Source organism: Citrobacter sp. Cf125 (genome assembly GCF_030333935.1).
Lineage (GTDB): Bacteria > Pseudomonadota > Gammaproteobacteria > Enterobacterales > Enterobacteriaceae > Citrobacter > Citrobacter freundii.
Map to the genome: position 1 here is coordinate 1,083,038 of NZ_JAOWEY010000022.1, position 23,928 is coordinate 1,106,965.

Consider the following 23,928-nt stretch of genomic DNA (forward strand, 5'->3'; position numbering starts at 1 on the left):
ATCAATGAGAGAATCATCTTGACTGAAGAATTTCTTTTCCGACTTATATTAGCCAGTCTGCTCGGTGGCGTAATTGGTCTGGAGCGTCAAATTCGCGCTAAAGAAGCAGGTGTACGCACACATATCTTGATTGGTATTGGTAGTGCTATGTTCATGATAGTTTCTAAATACGGTTTCTATGATGTTATTGAACATACTCATATAGGATTAGATCCTAGCAGAATCGCAGCTCAGGTTGTCACTGGCGTGGGATTTCTCGGAGCAGGAAATATTCTGGTACAAAAACAAACCATCAAAGGATTAACAACAGCCGCGGATGTGTGGGTCACCGCGGCAATAGGCCTGGTTATCGGCAGTGGAATGTATGAAGTTGGCATCATAGGTACGATTATGGCGCTCATCGTGCTGGAGTTGTTCCGTCAGCTTACCTACCGCTTTTTAAATCGCCATCTGCATCTACGTATGCGAATTGCAGCCGGGACTACGCAGGTTGTTCTGGCCTGGATTACTGAACAGGGATATCGCATCCAATTGCGTTCACTGGCTAATGATACGTCCGATTGTCATGTTCTCACGGCAAACGTTGAGTATACGGACGCAACCTCAGTGAATCAGATACTTTCTTCACTTAAAGAAAACCCTGCAATTAAAGAGGTTTCTGTGGCATAACACTATTCACATGTTAATTATATTATGTGCGATAGTTACTTTATTTATCATTGGTCGTTTTTACATTTAAAATAGGATTTAACTATTATATTAGGAGATATATGCTTTGAAAGCTGTGTTATACAATACGTGCTTTCCCCTGCACTTTAACAACTTAATCCTGGTCTTTAAAAATGACCTACGATGTTTTTTTCACAATAGATAACTTGAAATCTTATGCCGTACTAAATCACTCATTTTTCTGAGTTTAAGCAGTAACATTATATTATACTTATGGCAATGATAGGTCTTCAATGTGATATGCATTTGCTCAGCAATTGAAGAACATGATCTTTGCTGCAGAATATAGGTAAGAATCTGGTGCTGTCGTCGAGAAAGCGATAATTCCGGAGTAATAGCATAATTTTCATTGCAATTTAGCAAAGAAATGAAGCTACTCAGCGAAACGTTTCGATTCACAAAGAAAACGGGGGTATCACCGAAGCAACGTTTGATTCTAAACGGTGAGAGTATATAAATTTTTGAGGGCTTAATTTTCTCCAATTGATACGCTAAACGAGTATGGAAAATATTGTTATTCAATGTATCAATGATCACTTTCGCATTGTGATTTTCTACAGCACATAGCTCATGTACGTGCTGAACATGAACGATCACATCATTCTTAAAAAGATGATAAATAGCCTGTAACAACATAATATCTTTAGTAAATATCAGAAACACTATCCTCTCCTGTAATGCACATCTTAGTTAACAAATCTTATAATCACCAATAGCAACTATCTATACACCATCGTTTCAAAATCAGTCTATTAATGACAATATTGGGGAAAATATGAATACTGCAGGCTGGCTACTAAAGGGAGGAGAAGCGAAAACATCCGTCTTCCACCTCGGTAGGTATTGTAGCGAATGGAAAGCATCAACATACTCCTATGGTGAACCGAGTTTTCATATCGTCCTGAGTGGGGAGTGCTGGCTGGATTTGTTTAACCAAAAGCCACGTATTAAGCTGGAAAAGGGAGATATCTTCTTCTTTTTTAATAACTTCCCTTTTTTTCTGGCCTCATCTCCTGATATAAACCTTGATGATTTACCCCGCAAACAGATGAGTAAAATTGAAGACTCATCTTCAGAATCCACCGATCTACTTTGTGGTTTCATTCAACCCAGAACCATCGCCAGCCAATTGCTATTTGCCTTACTTCCGGACATTTTTGTGATCAAACAAAAAGACGACGTCAGCAATAAAATACACTCTCTCTTTGAGTTACTACTGACTGAAGTAAACGCATCTGCCGATGAAAACAATTGCATTATTGCACACCTGACCGATGCTATATTGCATTATGTCATTAGCGAATCTTCTTTCTTATATGATATTGACGTAAATCTCTTGAATGCCGCAAATGATGAAGCCTTAGCCAAATTAATCATTGCGATAATAGACAACCCACAATATTCATGGTCACTGGATGATATGGCTCGCTTCACCTATATGTCGCGCTCGACATTTATTCGCCGTATATTGAAAGCGACAAGCTACACACCGAATCTGGTATTAAGTAAATTAAGGATTTATGTCTCATTAAACCTGCTTAGAAGAGGTATAAAAAATGAGGATATTTACAGCAGAGTCGGATATGAATCATTATCTGGATTCTATCAGGCATTTAAGCGCGTTATGGGTACCGCGCCTGGAGACCATCTCTCATCTTGCAAATAAACTACCCATGGGGTAAATCCCTGGTCTATCTGGAGAACGCTTCCACATTCTGGCATCCCGCCGAACGTTAAGGTTATAATCCTTACAACAATTTTTTGGATTAGAAGCGACAATGACAAAACTTACCCTACAAGAACAGATGCTTAAAGCGGGTCTGGTCAGCAGCAAAAAAATGGCGAAAGTGCAGAGAACAGCGAAAAAATCGCGCGTTCAGGCTCGTGAAGCCAGAGAAGCGGTTGAAGAGAATAAAAAAGCGCAGATCGAGCGTGATAAGCAACTCAGCGAACAACAGAAGCAGGCCACGTTGTCTAAAGAGTATAAAGCGCAGATCAAGCAACTAATTGAAATGAATAAAATCACCATTACCCGTGGCGATATTGGTTACAACTTTACTGACAATAATCTGATCAAAAAAATCTATGTTGATAAGGTGACTCAGTCTCAGTTGATCAAGGGCCGTCTGGCTATTGCCCGTCTGACGGCTGAAAGTGGTAGCGAGAACGAATACGCCATCATTCCGGCAGTCGTCGCCGACAAGATTGCCCAGCGCGATGCAAGCTATATCGTGCTTAATTGCGAACTGAGCCAGGAAGCTAAGGATGAAGACGATCCGTATGCTGATTTTGTCATTCCTGATGATCTGATGTGGTAAGCAAACCCCCTCAATAATCACCCGGAATTTCGTCACATATTTCGGTGAACGCTCACGCCGCCACCGAAATACTGTCAACGTCTCTTCATCACCACATTCCGCCTGCTAAAACTTATAGTGTTCTTTGCTCAGTCCGTATTTTCTCATGCGTAAATAGAGTTTTTTACGCGGGATTTGTAGATACTCCGCGACTTCATTAATACGCCCCTGATGGATATTTAGCGCTTCAGTAATGATCTGCCGCTCGTACTCGTCGACCCGACGATCGAGCGGTGTCGGTTGAGGCAAATGCAGTTGCGGATTCGCGGTTTCAGCCAGTGGCAATAGCCCAACGGCAAAAAGCTCGGCGGCATTGGCCAGTTCCCGAACATTGCTTAACCACACGCGACGCCGCATACCTTTTAGTAATTCCCCGTCAATCTCAGGCACAGGATGGTTCAGACGCAGACAGGCTTTCTGCAGATAATGGCGAAACAGCGGTTCAACATCATCCGGGCGCTGAGACAACGGCTGGCAACCAATTTGCGTCATCGCAAAACAGTAATAGAGTTCGGCCACAATCTGGTTGGTTGCCGCCAGTTCCACCAACGAAGTGGCGCCAATGCCAATTAGGCGAAACGGACGTCGCTCCTGGCTTTGCAAATGCACCAGATGGTGCTGCTGTTCACGCGTCAGGCACTCAATATGGCTCAGAACCAGCGTTCCCCCTTGCGCCTGGGCAATAAGGGCATTGAGTTGTTCCGAGTTCCCGGGCGTCAGTTCACCGCGAATAAACGCTCCTTCAGCGCTGCGCCCAAGTTGATGTAAATAACGGGCCCCGGTCATACGCCCGGTTCCCGGCTCGCCATAAAACCAGACGGCAATATCCGTTTCCGCCAGTTGCCGTAAACGCTGGCGATACTGATTAACCCACTCACTGTAGCCGACCAGTTCAACTTGTAGCTTTTGCTGGCAATAGTGACGACGTGCAATCACAGATTTTCTCTGACGCAACGCATCCTCTACCAACACCAGCAGTTTGCCAGGATCAACCGGTTTTTGCAGAAAGTCCCACGCCCCTTTCTTCACCGCGTCCACCGCCATCGGAACATCGCCATGCCCGGTGATCAACAGGATCGGAAGCTGATTGTCATCCTGATGAAACAACGTCATCAGGTCGATTCCATTACAGCCAGGCATACATACATCGCTCAGGACAATCCCTGGCCAGTCGGCCTGCAACCAATTTCGGGCATCAAAAGGGTTACTGCATGCGAATACATGATATCCCTCCTGTTCAAGCAACAGGGTGTAAGCGTCGAGAACATCGGCATCATCATCAATAAGCAGAACAGAATATTCATCACTCAACATCGTTTACATCCGTCAGATTAAATTGCAGAACGACGCAGGCATTGCGCCCCGGGGTTGACGCCAGGCGCAGTTCGCCGTTCATTTGCATCATTAACGATACACAAATCGATAAGCCAATACCGAGGCCAACATCCTTACTGGTGGTAAACGGTTTTAACAGTGATGGTAATAATGCCCCAGGCCAGCCGGGGCCGTTATCGCTGATAAATACGCACAACCGGCTGCCTTCGGCCTGCCAGTGAACATCTATTTTCGCCGCTACCGGACAGGCATCCAGCGCATTTGCCAGGACGTTTACCAGCACCTGCTGAATACGCACTTCATCACCAGCCACCCACACGCTCCGATCTGGGATCGTCAGCGTACCCTGCTGTGGCTTATGCCGCATGGACAACAGTTCCCAGGCAGCATTGAACGTTTGTCGGAGATCGACCGGATGCAGAGGCGTACCTGGCTCGGCCCGGCGCGCAAACTGACGCAGCGAACGGATAATGGCATCAATGCGAGTAATCAGTCCCTCCGCTTTGGTTAATGTGCTTCTGGCCTGAGCGGATTGCCCCTGTTCAATTGCCCTCCCCGCCGTAAACAGGTACATCGACAGCGCATTCAGCGGTTGATTAATCTCGTGCGCCAGCGTGGTCATAGTCTGGCCGACCACCGCCAGTTTTGCGGTTTGGATCAGCTCATCCTGCGTTGCGCGAAGATCGGATTCAATCTCTTTGCGCTCGGTCACTTCCTGCTCCAGCTGATTTTTTTGCGCGCTCAACTGGCCCAGAGTATGGCGCAGCAAGCCTGCGATACGCCCCAGTTCATCACGTCCATATACCGGGATAGTGGCATCCGTTCTGCCAAGACCAATTTGCACCACGGCCTGGTTGAGCGCAGTAAAACGTTTCACCAGACGCGAACGAATGAAAAAGTGATTAAGCCCCCAGGCGAGAAGTAGCGCCAGCAGCGTCGCCAGCAGGATAAGTCCACCGCTGACACGAACAATTTGTTCCAGCCGTTGGTTAAACGTCTGCATTTGCTGATGGCTGCTCCCCAGTTGCGCTTCAAGCAGTGTTCGAAAGCGCCCAAGTGTGGCCTCTCTGGCATGGCTGGCATCAACGAGCGCTTTTTGCGCTGCGACATAATCTCGCATGGTATCGGGCATTTTATTTTTCATCATCCCGATTTCCAGCAGCTCATCGATAGTTTGTCGCAGTGTGATAGTGCTGGGCCAGTCATCAAGGGTACGGATATTTTCATCCGCCGTTTTCTTCAGATTTTCCAGGTAGCGAATGTGATTCTCCACCAGCATTCCGTCGTCGCTGCCCGATTTCAGTTCATTAAGCCTGTCGCGTAAATCATCAACGATCTGGTTTTCAATTCTTGCCAGGGTGTAAACCTGCTGCTGCTCGTTTTGCACCTCTCGGGCACGTTTGAGATACAGCGCCGCATCACCATTTTTGGCCTCGATTTGATCCAGCAACGTCCCCTGCTGCCAGGTAAAATCCTGCACCAGTGAATTCAGCTCAGTAGTAAAATCATCATGTAGCCAATCAATGCGCGCGGAAAGTTCGCTCACTTTTTCGCGTACAAGGAACATGTTGTAGAGCACCCGGTCCAGTTCTGCCATCAGCGCCCGGCTGTCTTGCAAAATCACCGCCAGCTGCTGCTGTTCTGCTGGTTGTAACCCCCTGCTCAGCACTTCGATTTTATCCAGATGCGAGATTATCTGATTGCGCAGTTGCAGCCTTACCGTCGTATTGGGAGCCAGCAGGAATTCATTAAGCTGGTCCACAACAAGGTTGAGATTCCCTTCAATCAAAAAAGCGGAATGCACGCGCGGGAAGTAATCATCAAGCGAATAGCGTATCTGCGAGCTCTGCTCATGCCAGGAGTACAAACTGACGCAGCTTACGCTCAACGTCAGTAATGCGCCCGTCAGAAAGGCTCCTCGCAGACTGCTGCTGATGCTGAGCTGACGCAGACGGTGCAGTATCGATCCACCTTTCATTTTAATTCTTCCAGTTTTGATATCGCCTGACGCTGATTTTTAAGAAACCAGAGCTGCCACTCCATCATCTGCTGTTCGGCAACGCTTTTATTATCAAACTGCGCAAGCCAGGCTTCATCTTCACTACTTTTGGCATCTATCGGAACGCTGGTCAGTAAGGCTCTGATTTCGGGTAGCGGGCGTTTCAGGCGAGCTTCCGCACTGTATAGCGCCCGCCATGCATCCTTTAGTTGCGCAAGACGAAAACTGATTGCGGTATCAAACATCCGCTGCACCAACTGTTGCCGCTTAAGGATCAGCCGATAATTAAGCGCAGGCTGGTTCATTAAAATAGCCTGCTGAGTAGCGCGGGGATTATCAGATGCGAGCTGCGTTACCGGGTATTTCCCCGTATTAGCATCCGCAAGGATCCGCTGTCCCTCCGGGCTTAACAAATAGCGGATAAAACGACGCGCTTCATTGGGGTGCTGGCTGTTATTGAGAACAGCAACATAGGTTGGCGATACTGCCGAGCGTGGAAAATAAGTAAACGCCAGGTGAGGATCGTTAAGCAACAAGTTGGCATAATTATCAATGACCGGCCCCGCAACGCCAAGGCCGCTCTTAATTTTGTCGGCTACGCCAAAACTGCGTGATGAAATCGTCACCAGATTTCCAGCACTCGCCAGTAATGTCGCCCAGCCCTCTTCCCACCCTTTTTGCTGTAGCAACGACTCAACCATCAGATGGTTGGTATCGGAACGCGAAGGGCTACTCATTAACAAAGCGTTCTGATATTTAGGATGCGTTAAATCCCCCCAGTCAGCAGGAGGCGACAAATGACGCGCCGCCAGCGCAGAACGGTTAATCAACAGGCCAAAACCAGATATCGCAACAGCCACGGAGGTAGAACGAATCGAGTCCGGCACCAGCCGCTGGCTTTCCGGCAGCACATTATCGAAGGGCGCCAGCTTCTGATGCTCCTGAAGATGCTGCAACAGCATGGGCGACGAGGTCAAAATCAAATCGACGTTCTCCGCATTGGCAGTATCAAGCAGTTGTTCCAGTGAACTGCTGGTCCGGTTTAATGTGCGAATCATCACCGACCCCGGTTCCGTCTGCCAACGCTGAATAATCCAGGCCGTTGCCCCCGGTGAAAAGGTTGTTGCCATTACCAGCTCTTTACCCTGCGCCAGACAACTCACCGACAGCGACATAAAACAGAGCGAGATCGCCCAACAACGCCCCCGGCCCAAAAGTCTGTTTGTGATCCCGTTCATAAATACCAACATGTGCAAAAAATAATATTGAGACAAAACTTACCCGTTTATCACTGCCAGAGGGAAGAATAAGGTTAATCGTAGAATAACCAAACGGAAAGTGACGGCATCGGTAAAGAATACCCGAAAACGCAGTCTGAATTTGTTAATATCCGCACACACCGATGATAAAAACGTCCGTAAAAGAATAGAATTGAAAATCCATTATTTAAAAAGAGTCAAAATCAGCCACGCAATCCACAAATTGTGTCAATAGTGACTCATTTCATCAACTTGAGTTTCTCTGCCGTCTATTTCACTCTTCACTGCGAAAAACCCTGATATTCACATCAATATAAATTTAGGTGATGATATGTTATCAATATTTAAAGCAGGGCCAGCGGCAAATAAAGTCCCGGCGGAGAAAGTCCAGGAAACTTATGGCCGATACCGCATTCAGGCATTACTCAGCGTATTTCTTGGCTATCTTGCGTACTATATTGTGCGCAATAACTTCACGCTCTCAACACCGTACCTGAAGGAACATCTGGATCTCAGTGCCACACAAATTGGTCTACTCAGCAGCTGCATGCTTATTGCTTATGGGATCAGTAAAGGCATTATGAGCAGCCTGGCAGACAAGGCCAGTCCTAAGGTCTTTATGGCATGCGGCCTGATTCTGTGCGCCATTGTAAACGTCGGTTTAGGATTCAGTACCGGATTCTGGATTTTTGCCGCTCTGGTCGTTTTCAACGGTTTGTTCCAGGGTATGGGCGTTGGCCCTTCATTTATTACCATTGCCAACTGGTTTCCGCGTAAAGAACGTGGACGTGTTGGCGCATTCTGGAATATCTCTCACAATGTTGGCGGTGGTATTGTTGCCCCGATCGTGGGTGCCGCCTTTGCCATTTTGGGGAGCGAACACTGGCAAAGTGCCAGCTATATTGTTCCGGCCGGTGTGGCCGTCCTGTTCGCTTTTATTGTGCTAATGCTGGGGAAAGGTTCACCGCGCCAGGAAGGCTTACCGGCTCTGGAACAAATGATGCCGGAAGAAAAAGTCGTATTAAATTCCCGACACGCTGTCCAGGCGCCAGAAAATATGAGCGCCTTCCAGATATTCTGCACCTATGTACTGCGTAATAAGAATGCCTGGTATGTTTCACTGGTAGATGTCTTCGTCTATATGGTGCGTTTTGGCATGATTAGCTGGTTGCCTATTTATCTGTTAACCGAAAAACATTTTTCGAAAGAGCAAATGAGCATCGCTTTTCTGTTTTTTGAATGGGCGGCAATCCCTTCCACATTACTGGCGGGTTGGCTTACCGATAAACTGTTTAAAGGCCGTCGCATGCCGCTGGCCATGATTTGTATGGCGCTGATTTTCGTCTGTTTGATCGGCTACTGGAAAAGTGAATCCCTGCTGATGGTCACTATTTTTGCCGCCATTGTGGGTTGCCTGATCTATGTTCCACAGTTCCTCGCTTCTGTTCAGACGATGGAAATCGTCCCCAGCTTCGCTGTGGGGTCAGCGGTAGGTTTACGCGGATTTATGAGCTACATTTTTGGCGCGTCGCTGGGAACCAGCCTGTTTGGCGTAATGGTCGACAAAATGGGATGGCATGGCGGATTCTATCTGTTGATGGGTGGGATTGTCTGCTGCATCCTGTTTTGCTACCTCTCTCATCGTGGCGCGCTGGAGCTTGAACAACAGCGAAAAAATGCTCAGCACGAGGAAGCCTCACTCCAGTTGGCGGATGCCCGGTAATTCATTTCGCTCTCACAAAAAAGTGCCAGCGATGCTGGCACTTCAATAACTCAGATAAATAAAAAAACTCAACGTGATAATTTATTGCTAAACGTAACATTCCAAATTATTGCTTACCGTAACCCACCATAAAGCGAATAATCAAACCGCAAGCAGGAGCAAGAAACAGGAATAACCCGGTTACCATTTCGTTACCATTGGTCAATCGCATAGTAAAAAAGTAAATTAATGCCGTAAGGATGGCCATGCCGAGAAAAGCGCTGATTGACGCCGCTGCGCCCATAACCTGCCAGATATAGCAACTGACGCACAAAATGCTCAGAGCGAGAAAGATCCAGAAATAGAGCATAGCGATACCTCCTGTTTGCCGTAAACTTAACGTAAGTCCTTACACTCCCTTAACTTTATATTCTAAGACAATTCCTATCCTCGTGCAATTTCAGCAACATCTTCGTTACAAAAATCCTTCACCTGCATACTATTACTCTCTCGGGCAGACATTTATTTAATCTGCATAAAAACAACGGATTATATATAGGTTAATTTTTGTTCTTAATCGCCTTAAAAACATTTACGAATCTTGAGTAATTATTTCTGGCTGACATTAATTTTCGGGTGTACATTGTGCGTCCGATCATTCATGCCCCCTCGTGGTTTTGTCCTGACTCAGTTTTACACTCTTTACAGGAACCAATGTCGTTCATGGCGGCCTAACGATCAGTACAGAGAGTAAAGCGAAAGACAAAGAATCTTCGCGATACATCTATTTCGTATCAACAACAGGTGCTTATGTTCCCCCAATGTAAATTTTCACGCGCGTTTTTGCATCCGCGCTACTGGCTCACGTGGTTTGGTGTTGGAGTGCTCTGGTTACTGGTACAGCTTCCCTATCCCGTATTGTGTTTTCTTGGTACCCGTACAGGAACGCTGGCTCGTCCATTTTTAAAACGCCGTGAATCTATTGCACGTAAAAATCTCGAACTCTGTTTCCCAAATTTGTCGCAGGAAGAAAGAGACAAACTGGTCGATGAGAATTTCCGTTCACTCGGCATGGGGCTACTTGAAACAGGTATGGCCTGGTTCTGGCCGGACCGTCGAGTGCGTAAATGGTTTGATGTAGAAGGACTGGACAACCTGAAGCGCGCCCAGTTGCAAAATCGTGGCGTGATGGTTGTCGGCGTACACTTTATGTCGCTTGAGTTGGGTGGCCGCGTAATGGGGCTTTGTCAGCCAATGATGGCGACCTATCGCCCGCACAACAATAAGTTGATGGAGTGGATCCAAACCCGTGGTCGTATGCGCTCCAACAAGGCGATGATCGGCAGAAATAATCTGCGTGGTATTGTCGGTGCTCTGAAAAAAGGAGAAGCCGTATGGTTTGCCCCCGATCAGGACTACGGTCGTAAAGGAAGCTCGTTTGCCCCCTTCTTTGCCGTCAAAGATGTGGCAACCACCAACGGTACCTACGTGCTGTCGCGTTTGTCTGGTGCAGCGATGCTGACCGTAACCATGGTGAGAAAAGCAGATAACTCTGGTTATCGCCTGTTCATCACGCCTGAAATGGAAGGTTACCCGTCTGATGAGTGCCAGGCAGCGGCCTATATGAATAAAATTATCGAAAAAGAGATCATGCGCGCCCCCGAGCAGTATCTCTGGATCCACCGTCGCTTCAAAACGCGCCCGATGGGTGAAGCCTCGTTGTATATCTGAAAAGAAAGGCCGCAAGGCCTTTCTTTTTTTCTACGGCTGAATTACTTCACGCCCCATTTATTGTGGAGTTCAGTCATTCGTTCGCTATAGCTTCGGGCAATGCAGGCTGGCTCATCATCCTTCTCCTTCCAGCACTCGTTGCGTCCTTTGATCCAACCGCGCTGCTCTGCTTTTAACATCGGATCATTCTTCGATTTAGCCAGTGCCTGTTTAAAAATTTCGTTCAATTTCAGATCCATTGCAGAGAGCGATGGGCTCTGGCAAATAATATCTTCCGCACTTCCCTTTTGAACAGCAGAGCAGGAGTAAGACGGACCTGCGTTGGTCGATTTTTTCGCTGGAGAATAATCAATATTATCCTCCGGCAGGCAAACCCCGTGCTTACGATTAGGTCCAGTCCAGGATACGTCCGGATTTCCGTCATCTTTGCGGGAGATAGAAACGGTATTTTTACCACTTGTCGCCTCCCAATAGTTTTCATTGAAAGCCTTCACCGTCGCCTTCCCGCCATCAATCCAGACATTGCCTTTACCATCACTATTCACACCACCAATACTTGCGCAGTTGAAATTGAACGCCAGCGGCGAGGCCGCCATCGACGTCAACGGCGTAAGAGCGAGTGCTAACATCATTAACCTGGTCATTTTTAACCTTTTCATTATTAAATTCCGCGAAAAATTAACCGCATTAACATCATGGCGATATGAGAACTATCCGAGTAAGCATTCCGTCGCTCAATAGCAATTTATTACCGAAAGAAATTAAACTGTCGCCGAATCACGACACTTGTAAGTTATTAAAATTAAATAAAAAAATGCCTCTTGTCTCACCTCATTTTTAGGCGTACATTAGCGCCGTCTGGAGCATTAAAGCTCAGAATTCTGAGGTGATGCAGCCAAGTAAACGAGGGGAATTCTCCATTTCGTTTATGCGTGCATCAGCTCTCTGTCAGGTAAGCATATGTTCATTTAGACATACCCAAGGTATGCGGAGAGATGAAAAGTGAAATATTTCTTTATGGGCATTTCTTTTATGGTCATCGTTTGGGCCGGTACTTTCGCCCTGATGATCTAAATTAAAAGACGCAGCAAAAAACAGGAGCCATCAGGCTCCTGTTTGCATTTTGGGGGAACATTCGGTCAGTCGGTACTTTCAGAAGTCGATTTTGCACTGGTCGGTAACAGGCCATCTGCACGGAACATTGCTTTGATACCGCGAATAGCCTGACGGGTACGGTCACGGTTTTCAATTAACGCAAAACGCACATGCGTATCACCATAATCACCAAACCCAATCCCCGGTGAAACGCATACCTTCGCTTCATTCAGCAGTTTCTTGGCAAACTCAAGTGACCCCATCCCGGCGTATTGCTCTGGAATTTTCGCCCAAACGTACATCGAGGCTTTTGGCACCTCGACCATCCAGCCAGCTTCATGCAGCCCTTTGACCAGCACATCACGACGACGTTTATACTGCTCTGCAATATCTCGCACGCACTGCTGATCGCCTTCCAGCGCGGCGATGGCCGCAACCTGTAACGGTGTAAAGGTTCCGTAATCGTGATAGCTCTTAATTCGCGCCAGCGCGTTCACCAGCGTTTTATTGCCCACCATAAAACCGATACGCCAGCCCGCCATGTTGTAGCTTTTCGACAGAGTGAAAAATTCAACTGCGACATCGCGAGCGCCCGGTACCTGCATTATCGATGGCGCTTTCCAGCCGTCATAAACAATATCAGCGTAGGCCAGGTCGTGAACCACCAGCACGTCATAGCGTTTAGCCAGAGCCACAACTTTTTCGAAGAACTCCAGCTCAACGCATTGTGCCGTCGGGTTCGACGGGAAACCTAAGATCATCATCTTCGGTTTCGGATAGCTTTCGCGAATCGCGCGCTCCAGCTCATTAAAGAAATCGACGCCTTCGACCAGCGGCACAGATCGTACCTGCGCGCCGGCAATCACCGCGCCATAAATATGGATGGGATAACTTGGGTTGGGTACGAGGACCGTATCACCGTGATCGAGCGTTGCCAGCATCAGGTGCGCAAGTCCCTCTTTGGAACCGATGGTCACAATGGCTTCGGATTCAGGATCGATCTCAACGTCATAGCGCTCCTGGTACCAGCGGGAAATCGCCCGACGCAGACGCGGAATACCGCGAGAGGTGGAATAACCGTGCGTATCCGGGCGCTGCGCCACGGTACACAGTTTTTCAACAATGTGAGGAGGCGTGGCCCCATCCGGGTTCCCCATGCTGAAGTCGATAATATCTTCGCCGCGCCGACGCGCAGCCATCTTCAGTTCAGCCGTGATGTTAAAAACGTACGGGGGAAGGCGATCAATACGCGTAAAGCGACGTTCAGGGCGGGAGTCAGCCATAATATCCTCAGATTAACGTTAGCGCCCGGACCGTCCGAGCGACGCTGCCACGATGGTGGCACGTTTAGAAAATAGCCTGAATAATTTCCTTCTGTCGAGAGGCAAAACAAAATATTTTTTCCTGACAAAAAAGAGGAACAACATAGTAAAATGAGGAAATATTCATTTTCACAACCCGCTTAAAATTACCATCATTTAACATTTTGTTGTTAAATACATTACCTTGAATGCAGCGCTGACAGGACAGGTATTGTAAATACAACAATCATGCAACAATCCCCTTTTAATATTATGGTTTTTCCTCATTAGGCACAGGCTGCGTGGGTGCTGGTCATCCTGGTCCAGGTTACCTATCATAGAGGTTTAACCCTTGCGCAAGAGTCACCCGTGCACGAAATATTCAATATGCTGCTGGCGGTATTTGACCGGGCAGCACTGATGCTGTTCTGTCTGTTTTTCCTGATTCGTATCCGCCTGTTCCGCGAACTGTTGCACAAATCAGCCCACTCCCCAAAAGAGCTGCTCGCCGTTACCGCGATTTTCTCAATGTTTGCCCTGTTCAGTACCTGGTCCGGCGTACCGGTTGAAGGCTCACTGGTTAACGTGCGTATTATCGCGGTCATGTCAGGGGGGATTCTGTTTGGTCCGTGGGTCGGTATCATTACGGGCCTCATCGCGGGTACCCACCGCTATCTGATCGACATCGGCGGCGTCACCGCCCTGCCCTGTTTTATCACCAGTATTCTGGCAGGCTGTATTGCCGGGTGGATCAACCGTAAGATCCCTAAAGCGCAGCACTGGCGAGCTGGCATTTTAGGCGGAATGCTGTGCGAATCCTTGACGATGATCCTCGTCGTCGTCTGGGCCCCCTCTACCGCACTGGGACTGGATATTGTCTCAAAAATCGGTATCCCAATGATCCTGGGCAGCGTCTGCATTGGCTTTATCGTCATGCTAGTGCAAAGCGTGGAGGGCGAGAAAGAGGCCAGCGCCGCGAAGCAGGCCAAGCTGGCGCTGGATATTGCCAACAAAACCTTGCCGCTTTTTCGGCAGGTTAACAGCGAGTCGCTCCGCCAGGTATGCGAAATTATTCGCCATGACATCCATGCGGACGCCGTCGCAATTACCAATACCCAGCACGTTCTGGCCTACGTTGGCGTGGGGGAACTTAACTACCGTGATAACGATGATTTCGTCAGTCCTACCACGCAGCAGGCGATCAATTACGGAAAAATCATCATTAAAAACAATGATGAAGCGCATCGCACACCGGAAATACACTCCATGCTGGTGATCCCGCTGTGGGAGAAAGGTGTTGTCACCGGTACGCTAAAAATCTACTACTGTCACGCCCACCAGATAACCTCCTCGCTGCAGGAAATGGCTATTGGCCTGTCGCAAATTATCTCGACTCAGCTTGAAGTTTCCCGGGCGGAACAGCTACGCGAAATGGCAAATAAGGCAGAGCTACGCGCACTACAAAGTAAAATAAATCCTCATTTCCTGTTTAACGCCCTGAACGCAATTTCGTCGTCGGTGCGACTTAACCCGGACACCGCACGCCAGCTCATTTTTAATTTGTCGCGTTATCTTCGCTACAATATCGAATTAAAAGACGATGAGCAGATCGACATCAAAAAAGAGCTGTATCAAATCAAGGATTACATCGCCATCGAACAAGCGCGTTTTGGCGACAAACTAACGGTTATTTATGATATCGATGAAGAGGTAAGCTGTTATATTCCCAGCCTGCTGATTCAGCCGCTGGTAGAAAACGCTATCGTCCATGGGATTCAGCCCTGCAAAGGGAAAGGTGTGGTCACCATCAGCGTGGCGGAGTGTGGTAACCGGGTACGGATAGCCGTGCGGGATACGGGCCACGGTATCGATCCAAAAGTGATTGAACGGGTCGAATCCAATGAAATGCCGGGCAATAAAATTGGTCTATTGAATGTGCACCATCGCGTTAAGCTGCTCTACGGTGAGGGATTACATATCCGCCGTCTGGAGCCAGGCACTGAGATTGCCTTTTATGTACCGAATCAGCATTCGCCCGCAGCCGCACCGGCCACATTGTTGCTTTAACCAGGAGTGAAGTCGTGAAAGTCATCATTGTTGAAGATGAATTCCTGGCCCAACAGGAACTGAGCTGGCTGATAAAAGAGCACAGCCAGATGGAGATTGTCGGCACGTTTGACGATGGTCTGGACGTGCTGAAATATCTCCAGCACAACCGCGTTGACGCCATTTTTCTGGATATTAATATTCCCTCGCTGGACGGCGTATTGCTGGCACAAAATATCAGCCAGTTCGCGCATAAACCCTTTATTGTGTTTATTACCGCGTGGAAAGAGCACGCCGTTGAAGCCTTCGAACTGGAAGCTTTTGACTACATTCTGAAGCCGTACCAGGAATCACGCATTGTCAGCATGCTGCAAAAGCTGGAAGCCGCCTGGCAACAGCAGCAAACGGGAACTTCGCTCGCCAGTCCGGTGGCCCGCGAAAACGATACGATCAACCTGATCAAAGATGAGCGGATCATCGTGACCCCGATCAACGACATCTACTACGCAGAAGCCCATGAAAAGATGACGTTTGTCTACACCCGGCGCGAATCGTACGTGATGCCGATGAACATCACCGAATTTTGCAGCAAACTGCCGGCTTCGCATTTCTTCCGCTGCCACCGCTCGTTCTGCGTGAATCTGAATAAAATCCGCGAGATCGAACCCTGGTTTAACAATACCTATATTTTGCGCTTAAAAGATCTGGAATTTGAAATCCCGGTTAGTCGGAGTAAAGTGAAAGAGTTCAGACAGTTAATGCACTTATAGCGCAGAGAAAGAGCGATGAAAGAGCCAGGCCTTCCCGCAGACCAACAGTTTTTCGCCGATCTGTTCAGTGGCCTGGTGTTAAACCCACAGCGTCTGGGGCACGTGTGGTTCGCAACCCAGCCCACCACGTTACCGACCGGCAGTTTATGTATTGATCTTCCGCGCCTTGATATCGTGCTACGTGGGGAATACAGCAACCAACTGCAAAAACAGCAGCATAACCTGGCAGAAGGCGACATGCTGTTTATCCCGGCGAAAGCGGCCAATCTGCCCGGCGGCGACAAACCCGTGATGCTGCTGAGCCTGGTTTTTTCTCCGGCATGGCTGGGACTCTCTTTTTACGATAATCGAACCGCATCGCTGCTTCGTCCGGTACGCCGTATTGAGTTACCCCATCCACAGCGCGGCGAAGGCGAGGCGATGCTCACCGCATTGACGCATTTAAGCCGCTCTCCTCTGGCCCAGGATATCATTCAGCCGTTGGTGCTTAGTCTGCTGCATCTGTGTCGTAGCGTGGTGAATACCCGCCCAGACACAGAGCGCCCACGCGCTGAATTTCTCTATCATAGTATGTGTAATTGGATACAAGATAACTATGCCCAGCCGCTGACTCGCGAAAGCGTGGCGCAGTTTTTTAATATCACACCCAATCACCTGTCAAAAGTGTTTGCCCAGCACGGCACTATGGGGTTCGTCGAGTATCTGCGGTGGGTAAGAATGGCGAAGGCGCGCATTATCTTGCAGAAATACCATCTGTCGATTAGCGAAGTCGCACAGCGGTGTGGATACCATGACAGTGATTATTTCTGCCGCCTGTTCCGGCGTCAGTTTGGCCTGACGCCGGGAGAGTACGGCGCGCGTTTTCAGTCAGCGCGTTGATTATGTCAACACCTGCCAAGGCCGCCGCATCTTTGCTTTATGGTGAGTCGTTACAGCCGATGTCTGTGTGTTTAGCCCAATTGACCATTCCCTGGAAATCAACAATCACCACGGATTCATCGCCAACCACCCAGGCATCATGGCCTGGAGGAATGCGCGACAGCTCACCGGGCTTACAATCAAATTCGCTGCCATCATCCATTTTTACCCGCAGCACACCGGAAACGTGGTACTGAAAATGAGGGGCTTCGCAACTCTTCGTTCCAGCGATAGGTTGAACTGACGTAGACCACCGCCAGCCTGGCTCCAGGACAGCACGGCCGACGATTGCACCTCCCACATCGAGAAGCTCCAGTCGCCCGTGAGGGAACTCACGAACTTCGTCTGGAAGACCAAATGACTTCACTTCTGCTTTGTCCATTGCGCACCTCCTTAGGTTGATTACGCGCATGGCCGCTCTTAAATTATATCAGCAGCGGTCATTTATTGTACGATTCGTAATCTCAGCCAGGATCGTTGTAAAATAACGGCCTTTAGCTAAACCCTGCAGGCTTACTCAATAAAGTGAATATACGATGAAGAACAGACGTGCACTCTCCCTGATGTGTTTTCAGATGCTGGAATCAGGTGCGGATCGTCGGACCGTGAAAAGAGCCCTGACCTCCCGCCGTGTTAAAGGTCGCCAGGCGGTAGTTCTGCTCTGCAAGCAAGAGATGACGCTGTTGAGGGCCGGGAAACTACCGTTCTCTGATTGATAATTTCCCTTTCTGACCCGCTTATCCACTCTTGCTGTCAAACTTAAAACGTCAGTTCTGCCTCCAGCAGCGCAAGAATGCTCTCAGCATTTTCAGCGGCAAACAACGACTGGCGGAACTGCTTGTTCACCAGCTTGCGCGCCAGCTGCGAGAAGACCTTCACGTGGTTTATGCCTTCATCGGCACCCAGCGTCAGCATGATCACCAGTTCTACATCACCCATCTCAGACTGCCAGTCAACGGGCTGCAGAAGCCGGGCAATGCTGATGCTGGAATGGCGGATCCACTGGGATTTCGTGTGCGGAATAGCCACACCGAAGCCGACGGCGGTGGTGACGATCTCTTCGCGCTGCCAGACATCCTCTTCCAGTTCAAACGGATGTTCAGTCCGTCCATTAACGCCAAGATTGCCGCACAGGAACTTGATCACCTGCTCTTTGTTACTCAGAGATTCGCCGACAAAGATGTTCTCCAGCGCCAGCAGCCGACGCACATCTTTCTGCGGTGCAAACTGGTTTAGCAGATCTTCTATCTCCTGAGCGATACGGCATTCGCAGGCCTGCATGGCGAGCTCACGACATGCCCGACCGTCCAGTTGACGAAGCTGGCTTTTTACCGCCGGAATACGTGGGCTGCTCATGCTCAGCTCGTCCAGCCCGAGGCCCAGAAGCAGCGGTAAATAACGTCCTTCACCGCCCAGTTCGCCGCAAATACCCACCCATTTACCGCGTTCGTGCGCCACGCGAACAATCTGCTGTAACATGCGCAGGAACGACGGCGTAATCGGGTTGTACAGCGGCGAAACGCGCGGGTTATTGCGATCAACGGCGTACAAATACTGGGTCATGTCATTTGAGCCAATACTGAAGAAATCCACCTCATCACAGAAATGGTCGATGATGTAACACACCGAAGGGACTTCAACCATAATTCCCAGTGAGATTGTCGGAGCATGACGTAAGCCGTCCGCTTTCAGCGCCACCAACGCTTTTTGCAGTTCGCTTTTTACCCATAAAATCTGGTCGAGGCTGTGCACCATCGGGATCATCAGTTGCGCATTGCCGAAGGTCGCCGCCCGTAAAATCGCGCGCAATTGAGTGCGAAAAAGCCCGGCAAACTCCGGATAAATCCGCACCGCGCGATAACCCAGGAACGGATTCTCTTCCTGCGGAATATTGAGATAGCGGATGTTCTTATCGCCGCCGATATCCATGGTGCGAAAGATAACCGGCTTGTCGCCCGCGGCCAGTAAGACCTGCTGGTAGGCTTCAAACTGTTCCTGCTCATCAGGTGCGCTGTCGCGGTCCATAAACAGCATTTCAGTACGAAACAGCCCAATCCCTTCCGCACCATTGGCAAACGCTCCCGGCGCTTCCAGCGCGGTACCGATATTCGCTGCAACGTCAATACGCTGATGATCTTTGGTCAACGCAGGCTGGGCGGCATCAAGCGCCTGCCGCCGCTGGCATTCATCGGCCAGCTTCTGCGCAATCGCGTAATAGCCGCGAACGGCATCGTCTGGATTGATGGCTAATACCCCACATCGGGCATCCAGTACCGCATGCTGCCCGGAATACCGGTTAAAGGCCGCCAGCGGCAAGCCGCTAAGTACCGGAATAGCTGACGCACGGGCAAGGATCAGGGTATGCGAAGTGCGCCCCGTTTTCTCCAGGATCATGCCAGACAGATGCTGCAAATCGAGGCTTAAAAACTGGCTGGGCGTCAAATCCTCAGCAACCAGAATCGTCGGTTTATTCAGCACCAGCGCATTACGCGGTCGTCTTTCAGGCCAGGTGATGTGCAGCAACTGTTCGCTGATATCACGGATATCACTGACGCGTTCGCGCAGGTAATCACTACCGGAAGCCGACAGCTTGTCGCACACCAGCTCCATATTGGCAACGATTGCCGCCCCTAGCCCCAGATGTTGCTCCAGCATCAAGCGGCGAATATTCCCGGCAAACTCATCATCCTGAATCAGAGACAGATGCGCGCTAAGGATGGTTTTACTCTCGCCGTCGCGCTCGCGCAGCTGCTGATTGAGCTGTTCGGCAAGCGTCGCCAGACTATGCTCCAGCCGGGTATTGTCTTCCGCACTCGCCGCAATCGCACGATAACTTTCCAGGTTATCACTCTGCCAAAGCGTGAGCGTACCTGCTCCCACGCCCCCTGCCAGCACGCTGCCGTACAGCAGGTCCGGGTTGAGGCGAATCAGCGAACGCGGCAACGGGTGCGCCGCCAGTTCCGCCGGGGTCGGCTGAACGCTATCGCTGTCAATAAACCGGTGCTGCAGGTACTCCTCCAGCGCTCGCCGGGCCTGTTCTTCATCGCGACCAGTAATGGACAGGCTGCAACTGTCGTTAAAAAGCGTTCCGGTGCCTATCAGCGCCAGCGAGCTTTTCGCATCCGCCCGCGCATTCTGGCGATGATTAATAAATACCACCTCACTTTGCCACTGGCTGCACTGTTCTTTCAGCTCCCACGCCGGACGCGCATGCAGACCATTGGGTAACGGGCAAAGAAATTGAATCGTTAGCATAACAACTCCTGATTAGCGCGAAATCAGCACCTGAAATCCGTCAGATGAGCCACGGTTTCGCACGTAAGATGTGAAATAAGATCCGACAACAGCTGCTGCGTCTGGATGATGTCCCGGCAGTCGGCAATCGACGCCGCGCAATGTCCATACCGTGTGGCGGGTCCCATGACAACCGTTGGGATCCCTGTGCCGCTTACGTGCACCGCCCCGCCGTCGGTGCCGCCGTTACTGAACATATCGAGCTGCAGGGAAATACCCGCGTCAGCGGCCACGCTTTCAACCCACGCCGTCAGCTTTGGCGGTGCAATCAGCGATTTATCGCTCAGCACCAGCATCGGACCTTTGCCGAGCTGCCGATGGTTGGCCACACTGTAATCAAAGTTTTTGGCCCAGCAGGCGGTATCCAGCACAAATGCCACATCCGGTGCGCCAACGCGTGCAGCCGTTTGTCCTCCGCGCAGTCCCACTTCTTCACTGGAACTGGCCACCAGCCAGACCTCGCAAGGAAGGATGGCGTTATGCCATTCACGCAGTAGCGCCACCAGCAAATAACATCCAAGACGGTCATCAAAGGCTTTGCCCATGATTCGCTGGTGCGGCAAGACCTGAAAGGTTGTGTCGAATGTGACGCGATCGCCGGGGCGTACGCCGGCCTGGAGTACCTCATCATAAGATCGCGCGCCAATATCTACCCGCAGCGTATTGACCTCATTACCGCATAGCTCTCCGTCGAGCAGACCGGGAATTTTGCTCTCTTCACGGGTGGTGATCCGCACCGGCTGCAGTTGTCTGGCCGCCATACGCACATTTCCCACCGGCAATACATCGATCGCCCCTTCGCTGGAAATACTACGCACGATAAATCCCACTTCATCCATATGCGCGCAGATCATCACCTTCGGACCGGTTGATTCATTGAGACGGATCAGCACCGATCCCAGACCATCAAAGCGCACCTCTTTATTAAGACGATCCGCCTCCTCAAGCAGGATCTGCCGCACTTCCTGTTCTGACGAGGCGATCGCGTCCGCCTCGCTCAGCGCCTTTAGTAACGATAAATCCATTACGCCTCTCCCGTATGTAGCAATGTTTTCGCCATGGTATAGAGCACCTCGCCGCCGTCAGGCGTAACCAGCACAACATCTTCAATACGCACCCCCCCCTGCCCCGGCAGATAAATACCCGGCTCAACGGTGAGCAGCATGCCAGCGACCAGAGGTGTTGTGTCATCGGAGGAAAAACGTGGGTTTTCATGCACTTCAATGCCGATAGCATGTCCGGTGTTGTGACCAAATGCATCGCCATAGCCCGACTGGGTAATGACTCGCCTGGCTGCGGCGTCTACCTCATTGCATCGCGCACCTGGTCGAATTGCCGCCATCGCGGCACGCTGCGCCGCAAGGACAATCTGGTACACGGCAAACAGCGCGCTTTCTTCCGCTGGCTGGTTCGCATCGGGGATGCGAAAGGTTCGCGTCATATCCGAACAATAACCCTGATACAGCGCGCCAAAATCCAGCGTGATGAACTCACCCGCCTCAACACGTTTGTCGCTGGCTTTGCCGTGTGGCAGCGCACCGCGCCAGCCGCTGGCGACAATGGTGTCAAAAGAAGCTTTATCTGCGCCGAGCGTGCGCATAAACCACTCCAGTTCAGCGGCAATTTCGCGCTCACTGAGACCGGGTTGAATAAAGCGTCGTATATGTTCCGCGCTGAGGTCAGCTATCCGGCAGGCTTCGCGTATGCAGGCTATTTCCTGCGCCGTTTTCACCTGCCGGAGCACATCCGGTACGGCGCTCACCAGTCGGGCACGCAGTTTTTCCGACCACGCGTTCGCCGTTTCCCAGCTTACTTGCTCACCTTCGAATCCCACCGTCTGCAGCTTTTCGTGTGCAATAATGTGATTCACCTGCGAATACAGCGTCTGCGTTCCATCGAGCCGATGGATCTGATAGCCCTGAGTACGCGTGGCAACATCGGTGTAGTAACGGGCATCAACCAGGATATGCGCACTTTCATGGCTGATAAACACAAACCCTGAACTGCTGGAGATCCCCATATGCGGCTGTTTGTTCTGCCGTGATGACAACAGCATCGCGTCGAGTTGTTGCGCCGTTAACCAGTCGCGCAGTGAAGCAAGTAAGCTCATAGTTACAATCCTTTTAATCAGAGGCTTTCAATCAGCAACTTGCCTTTGCGATACATCAGATGGCGAAGGAACACCACCATCAGCGCCGTAATCACCGCACCTAACAGGATCCCCGCCATATAGACGCCGAGGTTAGTCACCAGCGGCCACGCCCAGATAGCGGATTCCGGGAACCACTGCACGGCCCCCAGCCAGACGGCAGCCGTCGACCCGACAATGGCGCCAACCATATAAGAAGGAATTGCGGTGATGGGGCTTTCCAGTGCAAACGGGATCGCCCCTTCGCTGATTCCCATAAATGCGAGGAACATTGCCGTTTTCCCCTGCGGGTAAAGCTGTGCGCTGAACAGGCGTTTGCCGGTTAAGCGACGGTCAATAAGCGTGGCCAGTCCGAGGCCAATCGGCGGAATGACAATCGCAATAGAGCGCGCGGTGACCGGCAGAACGTGATCGGTAGTAAAGCTGAAGGCGACAAAACCTGCGGCTTTATTAATCGGGCCGCCGAGGTCAATCGCCGTTGCCGCGGAAATCCCCATCGCGTACATCAGCGTGCCTTTCTCGCCAGCCGCCGTCAGCAAAGTACGGATCCCGCCGTTAATCCAGCCGCCAAACGGCGTTATCACGTAATACATCGCCAGCATGACGAAAATGGCGGAGAGAATGGGCAGTAAAAAGGTGGTTTTGAATGCCAGCAGGAAATCAGGCAGCTGGATTTTTTGGTTCATCCACTTCACCAGATACCCGGCGACAATCGAGATAATCAGCGCACCAATAAAGGTTGACGGAACCGGAGCACTGGTTACCCATTGCAGCGTTGATGGGTCAAAATTCAGTATCTGTGTCGGCTGAGTAGACATCAGCCCACCGATGAACCCCGCCGGAAACGCCAGCTTGCCGCCGATGGAGTTGGCGACAAACGCGGCAAACATCGGAATAGCAAAACCAAACAGCACGCCGCCAAAAGATTGCGACAGCCAGGCAAACTTCAGTAATGAGAGATTAAAACCGGTAAATTTTCCGCTGTTCAGCGCATCCATGATGCCAGTGTCAGCAGGAATATCGAGCCAGCTATAGGCGATCAGTTGCGAGAAGGCGAGAATCACCCCGCCCATAATTAACGTCGGCACCATGCGTGAAATACCCGACATCACATGTTGCGGAAGTTCGCCCCAGAAGCTATTGCGGGAGGCCGGTGGATTTTTTATTGCCGCTGCCGCACCAGATGCGCCAGGCACAACGGTTGCACTGCGTTTTTTAATGGCCATATGTAATTCCCTGTCGA

At 50.2% G+C, this 23,928-nt stretch carries 22 protein-coding genes; 10 read left to right on the plus strand and 12 right to left on the minus strand.

Annotation, left to right across the window (positions count from 1 at the left end; genetic code table 11):
• Nucleotides 1-18 precede the first annotated feature (18 nt).
• Nucleotides 19-669, plus strand: a complete 651-nt coding sequence (locus OGV89_RS09440) for an MgtC/SapB family protein (protein ID WP_003845032.1) — start codon at nucleotides 19-21, stop codon at nucleotides 667-669.
• A 192-nt stretch (nucleotides 670-861) separates the two neighbouring features.
• Here the strand turns inward: OGV89_RS09440 and OGV89_RS22920 are convergent, their stop codons facing one another.
• The gene (locus OGV89_RS22920) at nucleotides 862-1,392 is read right to left on the minus strand and encodes a helix-turn-helix domain-containing protein (protein ID WP_003845030.1); all 531 of its coding nucleotides are present in this window, start codon (nucleotides 1,390-1,392) and stop codon (nucleotides 862-864) included.
• A 112-nt stretch (nucleotides 1,393-1,504) separates the two neighbouring features.
• On the opposite strand from OGV89_RS22920, the gene OGV89_RS09445 reads away from it, so the two are divergent.
• Both OGV89_RS09445 and OGV89_RS09450 read left to right on the plus strand, forming a co-directional pair.
• Nucleotides 1,505-2,395 carry an AraC family transcriptional regulator gene (locus OGV89_RS09445; RefSeq protein ID WP_003845028.1) on the plus strand — a complete coding sequence of 297 codons (891 nt, stop codon included), beginning with the start codon at nucleotides 1,505-1,507 and terminating at the stop codon, nucleotides 2,393-2,395.
• Between the two features lie 112 nt (nucleotides 2,396-2,507).
• The gene (locus tag OGV89_RS09450; protein WP_003845026.1) at nucleotides 2,508-3,047 is read left to right on the plus strand and encodes a DUF2058 domain-containing protein; all 540 of its coding nucleotides are present in this window, start codon (nucleotides 2,508-2,510) and stop codon (nucleotides 3,045-3,047) included.
• 105 nt (nucleotides 3,048-3,152) lie between these two features.
• Here OGV89_RS09450 and pgtA read toward each other — a convergent pair whose 3' ends face one another.
• The 3 genes from pgtA to pgtC are packed head-to-tail and all read right to left on the minus strand — an operon-like array spanning nucleotide 3,153 to nucleotide 7,595.
• On the minus strand, nucleotides 3,153-4,400 hold the full coding sequence (pgtA, locus tag OGV89_RS09455) for a two-component system response regulator PgtA (protein WP_003845024.1): 1,248 nt from the start codon (nucleotides 4,398-4,400) through the stop codon (nucleotides 3,153-3,155).
• Entirely contained in the window at nucleotides 4,390-6,384 is a 1,995-nt protein-coding gene (pgtB, locus tag OGV89_RS09460; RefSeq protein WP_164919158.1) for a two-component system sensor histidine kinase PgtB, read from the minus strand. The genes pgtA and pgtB overlap by 11 nt, the downstream gene beginning before the upstream one ends.
• Before the next feature lie 11 nt (nucleotides 6,385-6,395).
• Complete coding sequence (gene pgtC / locus OGV89_RS09465; protein ID WP_106107015.1) at nucleotides 6,396-7,595, minus strand: phosphoglycerate transport regulator PgtC; 1,200 nt, start codon at nucleotides 7,593-7,595, stop codon at nucleotides 6,396-6,398.
• Nucleotides 7,596-8,010: 415 nt separating this feature from the next.
• On the opposite strand from pgtC, the gene pgtP reads away from it, so the two are divergent.
• Nucleotides 8,011-9,402: a phosphoglycerate transporter PgtP gene (pgtP, locus tag OGV89_RS09470; protein ID WP_049016330.1), complete on the plus strand. Its 1,392-nt coding sequence runs from the start codon at nucleotides 8,011-8,013 to the stop codon at nucleotides 9,400-9,402.
• 106 nt (nucleotides 9,403-9,508) lie between these two features.
• On the opposite strand, the gene OGV89_RS09475 is transcribed toward pgtP, so the two are convergent.
• Nucleotides 9,509-9,751, minus strand: a complete 243-nt coding sequence (locus OGV89_RS09475; protein ID WP_003028231.1) for a YfdY family protein — start codon at nucleotides 9,749-9,751, stop codon at nucleotides 9,509-9,511.
• Between the two features lie 440 nt (nucleotides 9,752-10,191).
• Here OGV89_RS09475 and lpxP point away from each other — a divergent pair, with 440 nt between their 5' ends.
• Nucleotides 10,192-11,112 carry a kdo(2)-lipid IV(A) palmitoleoyltransferase gene (lpxP, locus tag OGV89_RS09480; RefSeq protein WP_003839269.1) on the plus strand — a complete coding sequence of 307 codons (921 nt, stop codon included), beginning with the start codon at nucleotides 10,192-10,194 and terminating at the stop codon, nucleotides 11,110-11,112.
• A gap of 41 nt (nucleotides 11,113-11,153) precedes the next feature.
• Here lpxP and OGV89_RS09485 read toward each other — a convergent pair whose 3' ends face one another.
• Complete coding sequence (locus OGV89_RS09485) at nucleotides 11,154-11,771, minus strand: lysozyme inhibitor LprI family protein (protein WP_003028235.1); 618 nt, start codon at nucleotides 11,769-11,771, stop codon at nucleotides 11,154-11,156.
• 343 nt (nucleotides 11,772-12,114) lie between these two features.
• On the opposite strand from OGV89_RS09485, the gene ypdK reads away from it, so the two are divergent.
• Nucleotides 12,115-12,186, plus strand: a complete 72-nt coding sequence (gene ypdK, locus OGV89_RS09490; RefSeq protein WP_010723117.1) for a membrane protein YpdK — start codon at nucleotides 12,115-12,117, stop codon at nucleotides 12,184-12,186.
• A 65-nt stretch (nucleotides 12,187-12,251) separates the two neighbouring features.
• On the opposite strand, the gene alaC is transcribed toward ypdK, so the two are convergent.
• Nucleotides 12,252-13,490, minus strand: a complete 1,239-nt coding sequence (gene alaC / locus OGV89_RS09495) for an alanine transaminase (protein WP_003028236.1) — start codon at nucleotides 13,488-13,490, stop codon at nucleotides 12,252-12,254.
• Nucleotides 13,491-13,877: 387 nt separating this feature from the next.
• Between alaC and OGV89_RS09500 the strand changes: the two genes are divergently transcribed.
• The 3 genes from OGV89_RS09500 to OGV89_RS09510 are packed head-to-tail and all read left to right on the plus strand — an operon-like array spanning nucleotide 13,878 to nucleotide 17,203.
• Entirely contained in the window at nucleotides 13,878-15,575 is a 1,698-nt protein-coding gene (locus OGV89_RS09500) for a sensor histidine kinase (protein WP_003028239.1), read from the plus strand.
• Nucleotides 15,576-15,589: 14 nt separating this feature from the next.
• Nucleotides 15,590-16,324 (plus strand): two-component system response regulator YpdB, encoded by a 735-nt coding sequence (gene ypdB / locus OGV89_RS09505; RefSeq protein WP_003028240.1) that lies wholly within the window; start codon nucleotides 15,590-15,592, stop codon nucleotides 16,322-16,324.
• Nucleotides 16,325-16,339: 15 nt separating this feature from the next.
• Complete coding sequence (locus OGV89_RS09510) at nucleotides 16,340-17,203, plus strand: AraC family transcriptional regulator (RefSeq protein WP_148373858.1); 864 nt, start codon at nucleotides 16,340-16,342, stop codon at nucleotides 17,201-17,203.
• Nucleotides 17,204-17,240: 37 nt separating this feature from the next.
• Here the strand turns inward: OGV89_RS09510 and OGV89_RS09515 are convergent, their stop codons facing one another.
• Nucleotides 17,241-17,624 carry a cupin domain-containing protein gene (locus OGV89_RS09515; protein ID WP_003028244.1) on the minus strand — a complete coding sequence of 128 codons (384 nt, stop codon included), beginning with the start codon at nucleotides 17,622-17,624 and terminating at the stop codon, nucleotides 17,241-17,243.
• Between the two features lie 154 nt (nucleotides 17,625-17,778).
• Between OGV89_RS09515 and OGV89_RS09520 the strand changes: the two genes are divergently transcribed.
• Nucleotides 17,779-17,958 (plus strand): hypothetical protein, encoded by a 180-nt coding sequence (locus OGV89_RS09520; protein WP_071524306.1) that lies wholly within the window; start codon nucleotides 17,779-17,781, stop codon nucleotides 17,956-17,958.
• Between the two features lie 43 nt (nucleotides 17,959-18,001).
• Here the strand turns inward: OGV89_RS09520 and ptsP are convergent, their stop codons facing one another.
• The 4 genes from ptsP to OGV89_RS09540 are packed head-to-tail and all read right to left on the minus strand — an operon-like array spanning nucleotide 18,002 to nucleotide 23,911.
• On the minus strand, nucleotides 18,002-20,497 hold the full coding sequence (ptsP, locus tag OGV89_RS09525) for a phosphoenolpyruvate--protein phosphotransferase (RefSeq protein WP_286558544.1): 2,496 nt from the start codon (nucleotides 20,495-20,497) through the stop codon (nucleotides 18,002-18,004).
• Nucleotides 20,498-20,520: 23 nt separating this feature from the next.
• On the minus strand, nucleotides 20,521-21,561 hold the full coding sequence (ypdE, locus tag OGV89_RS09530; RefSeq protein WP_286558545.1) for an aminopeptidase: 1,041 nt from the start codon (nucleotides 21,559-21,561) through the stop codon (nucleotides 20,521-20,523).
• Entirely contained in the window at nucleotides 21,561-22,646 is a 1,086-nt protein-coding gene (gene ypdF, locus OGV89_RS09535) for an aminopeptidase (protein WP_003845011.1), read from the minus strand. Before ypdF ends, ypdE begins: the two co-directional genes overlap by 1 nt.
• A 17-nt stretch (nucleotides 22,647-22,663) precedes the next feature.
• A complete protein-coding gene (locus OGV89_RS09540) occupies nucleotides 22,664-23,911 on the minus strand; it encodes a PTS fructose transporter subunit IIC (protein WP_003028252.1) in 1,248 nt (415 codons plus the stop codon).
• Nucleotides 23,912-23,928: the final 17 nt, after the last annotated feature.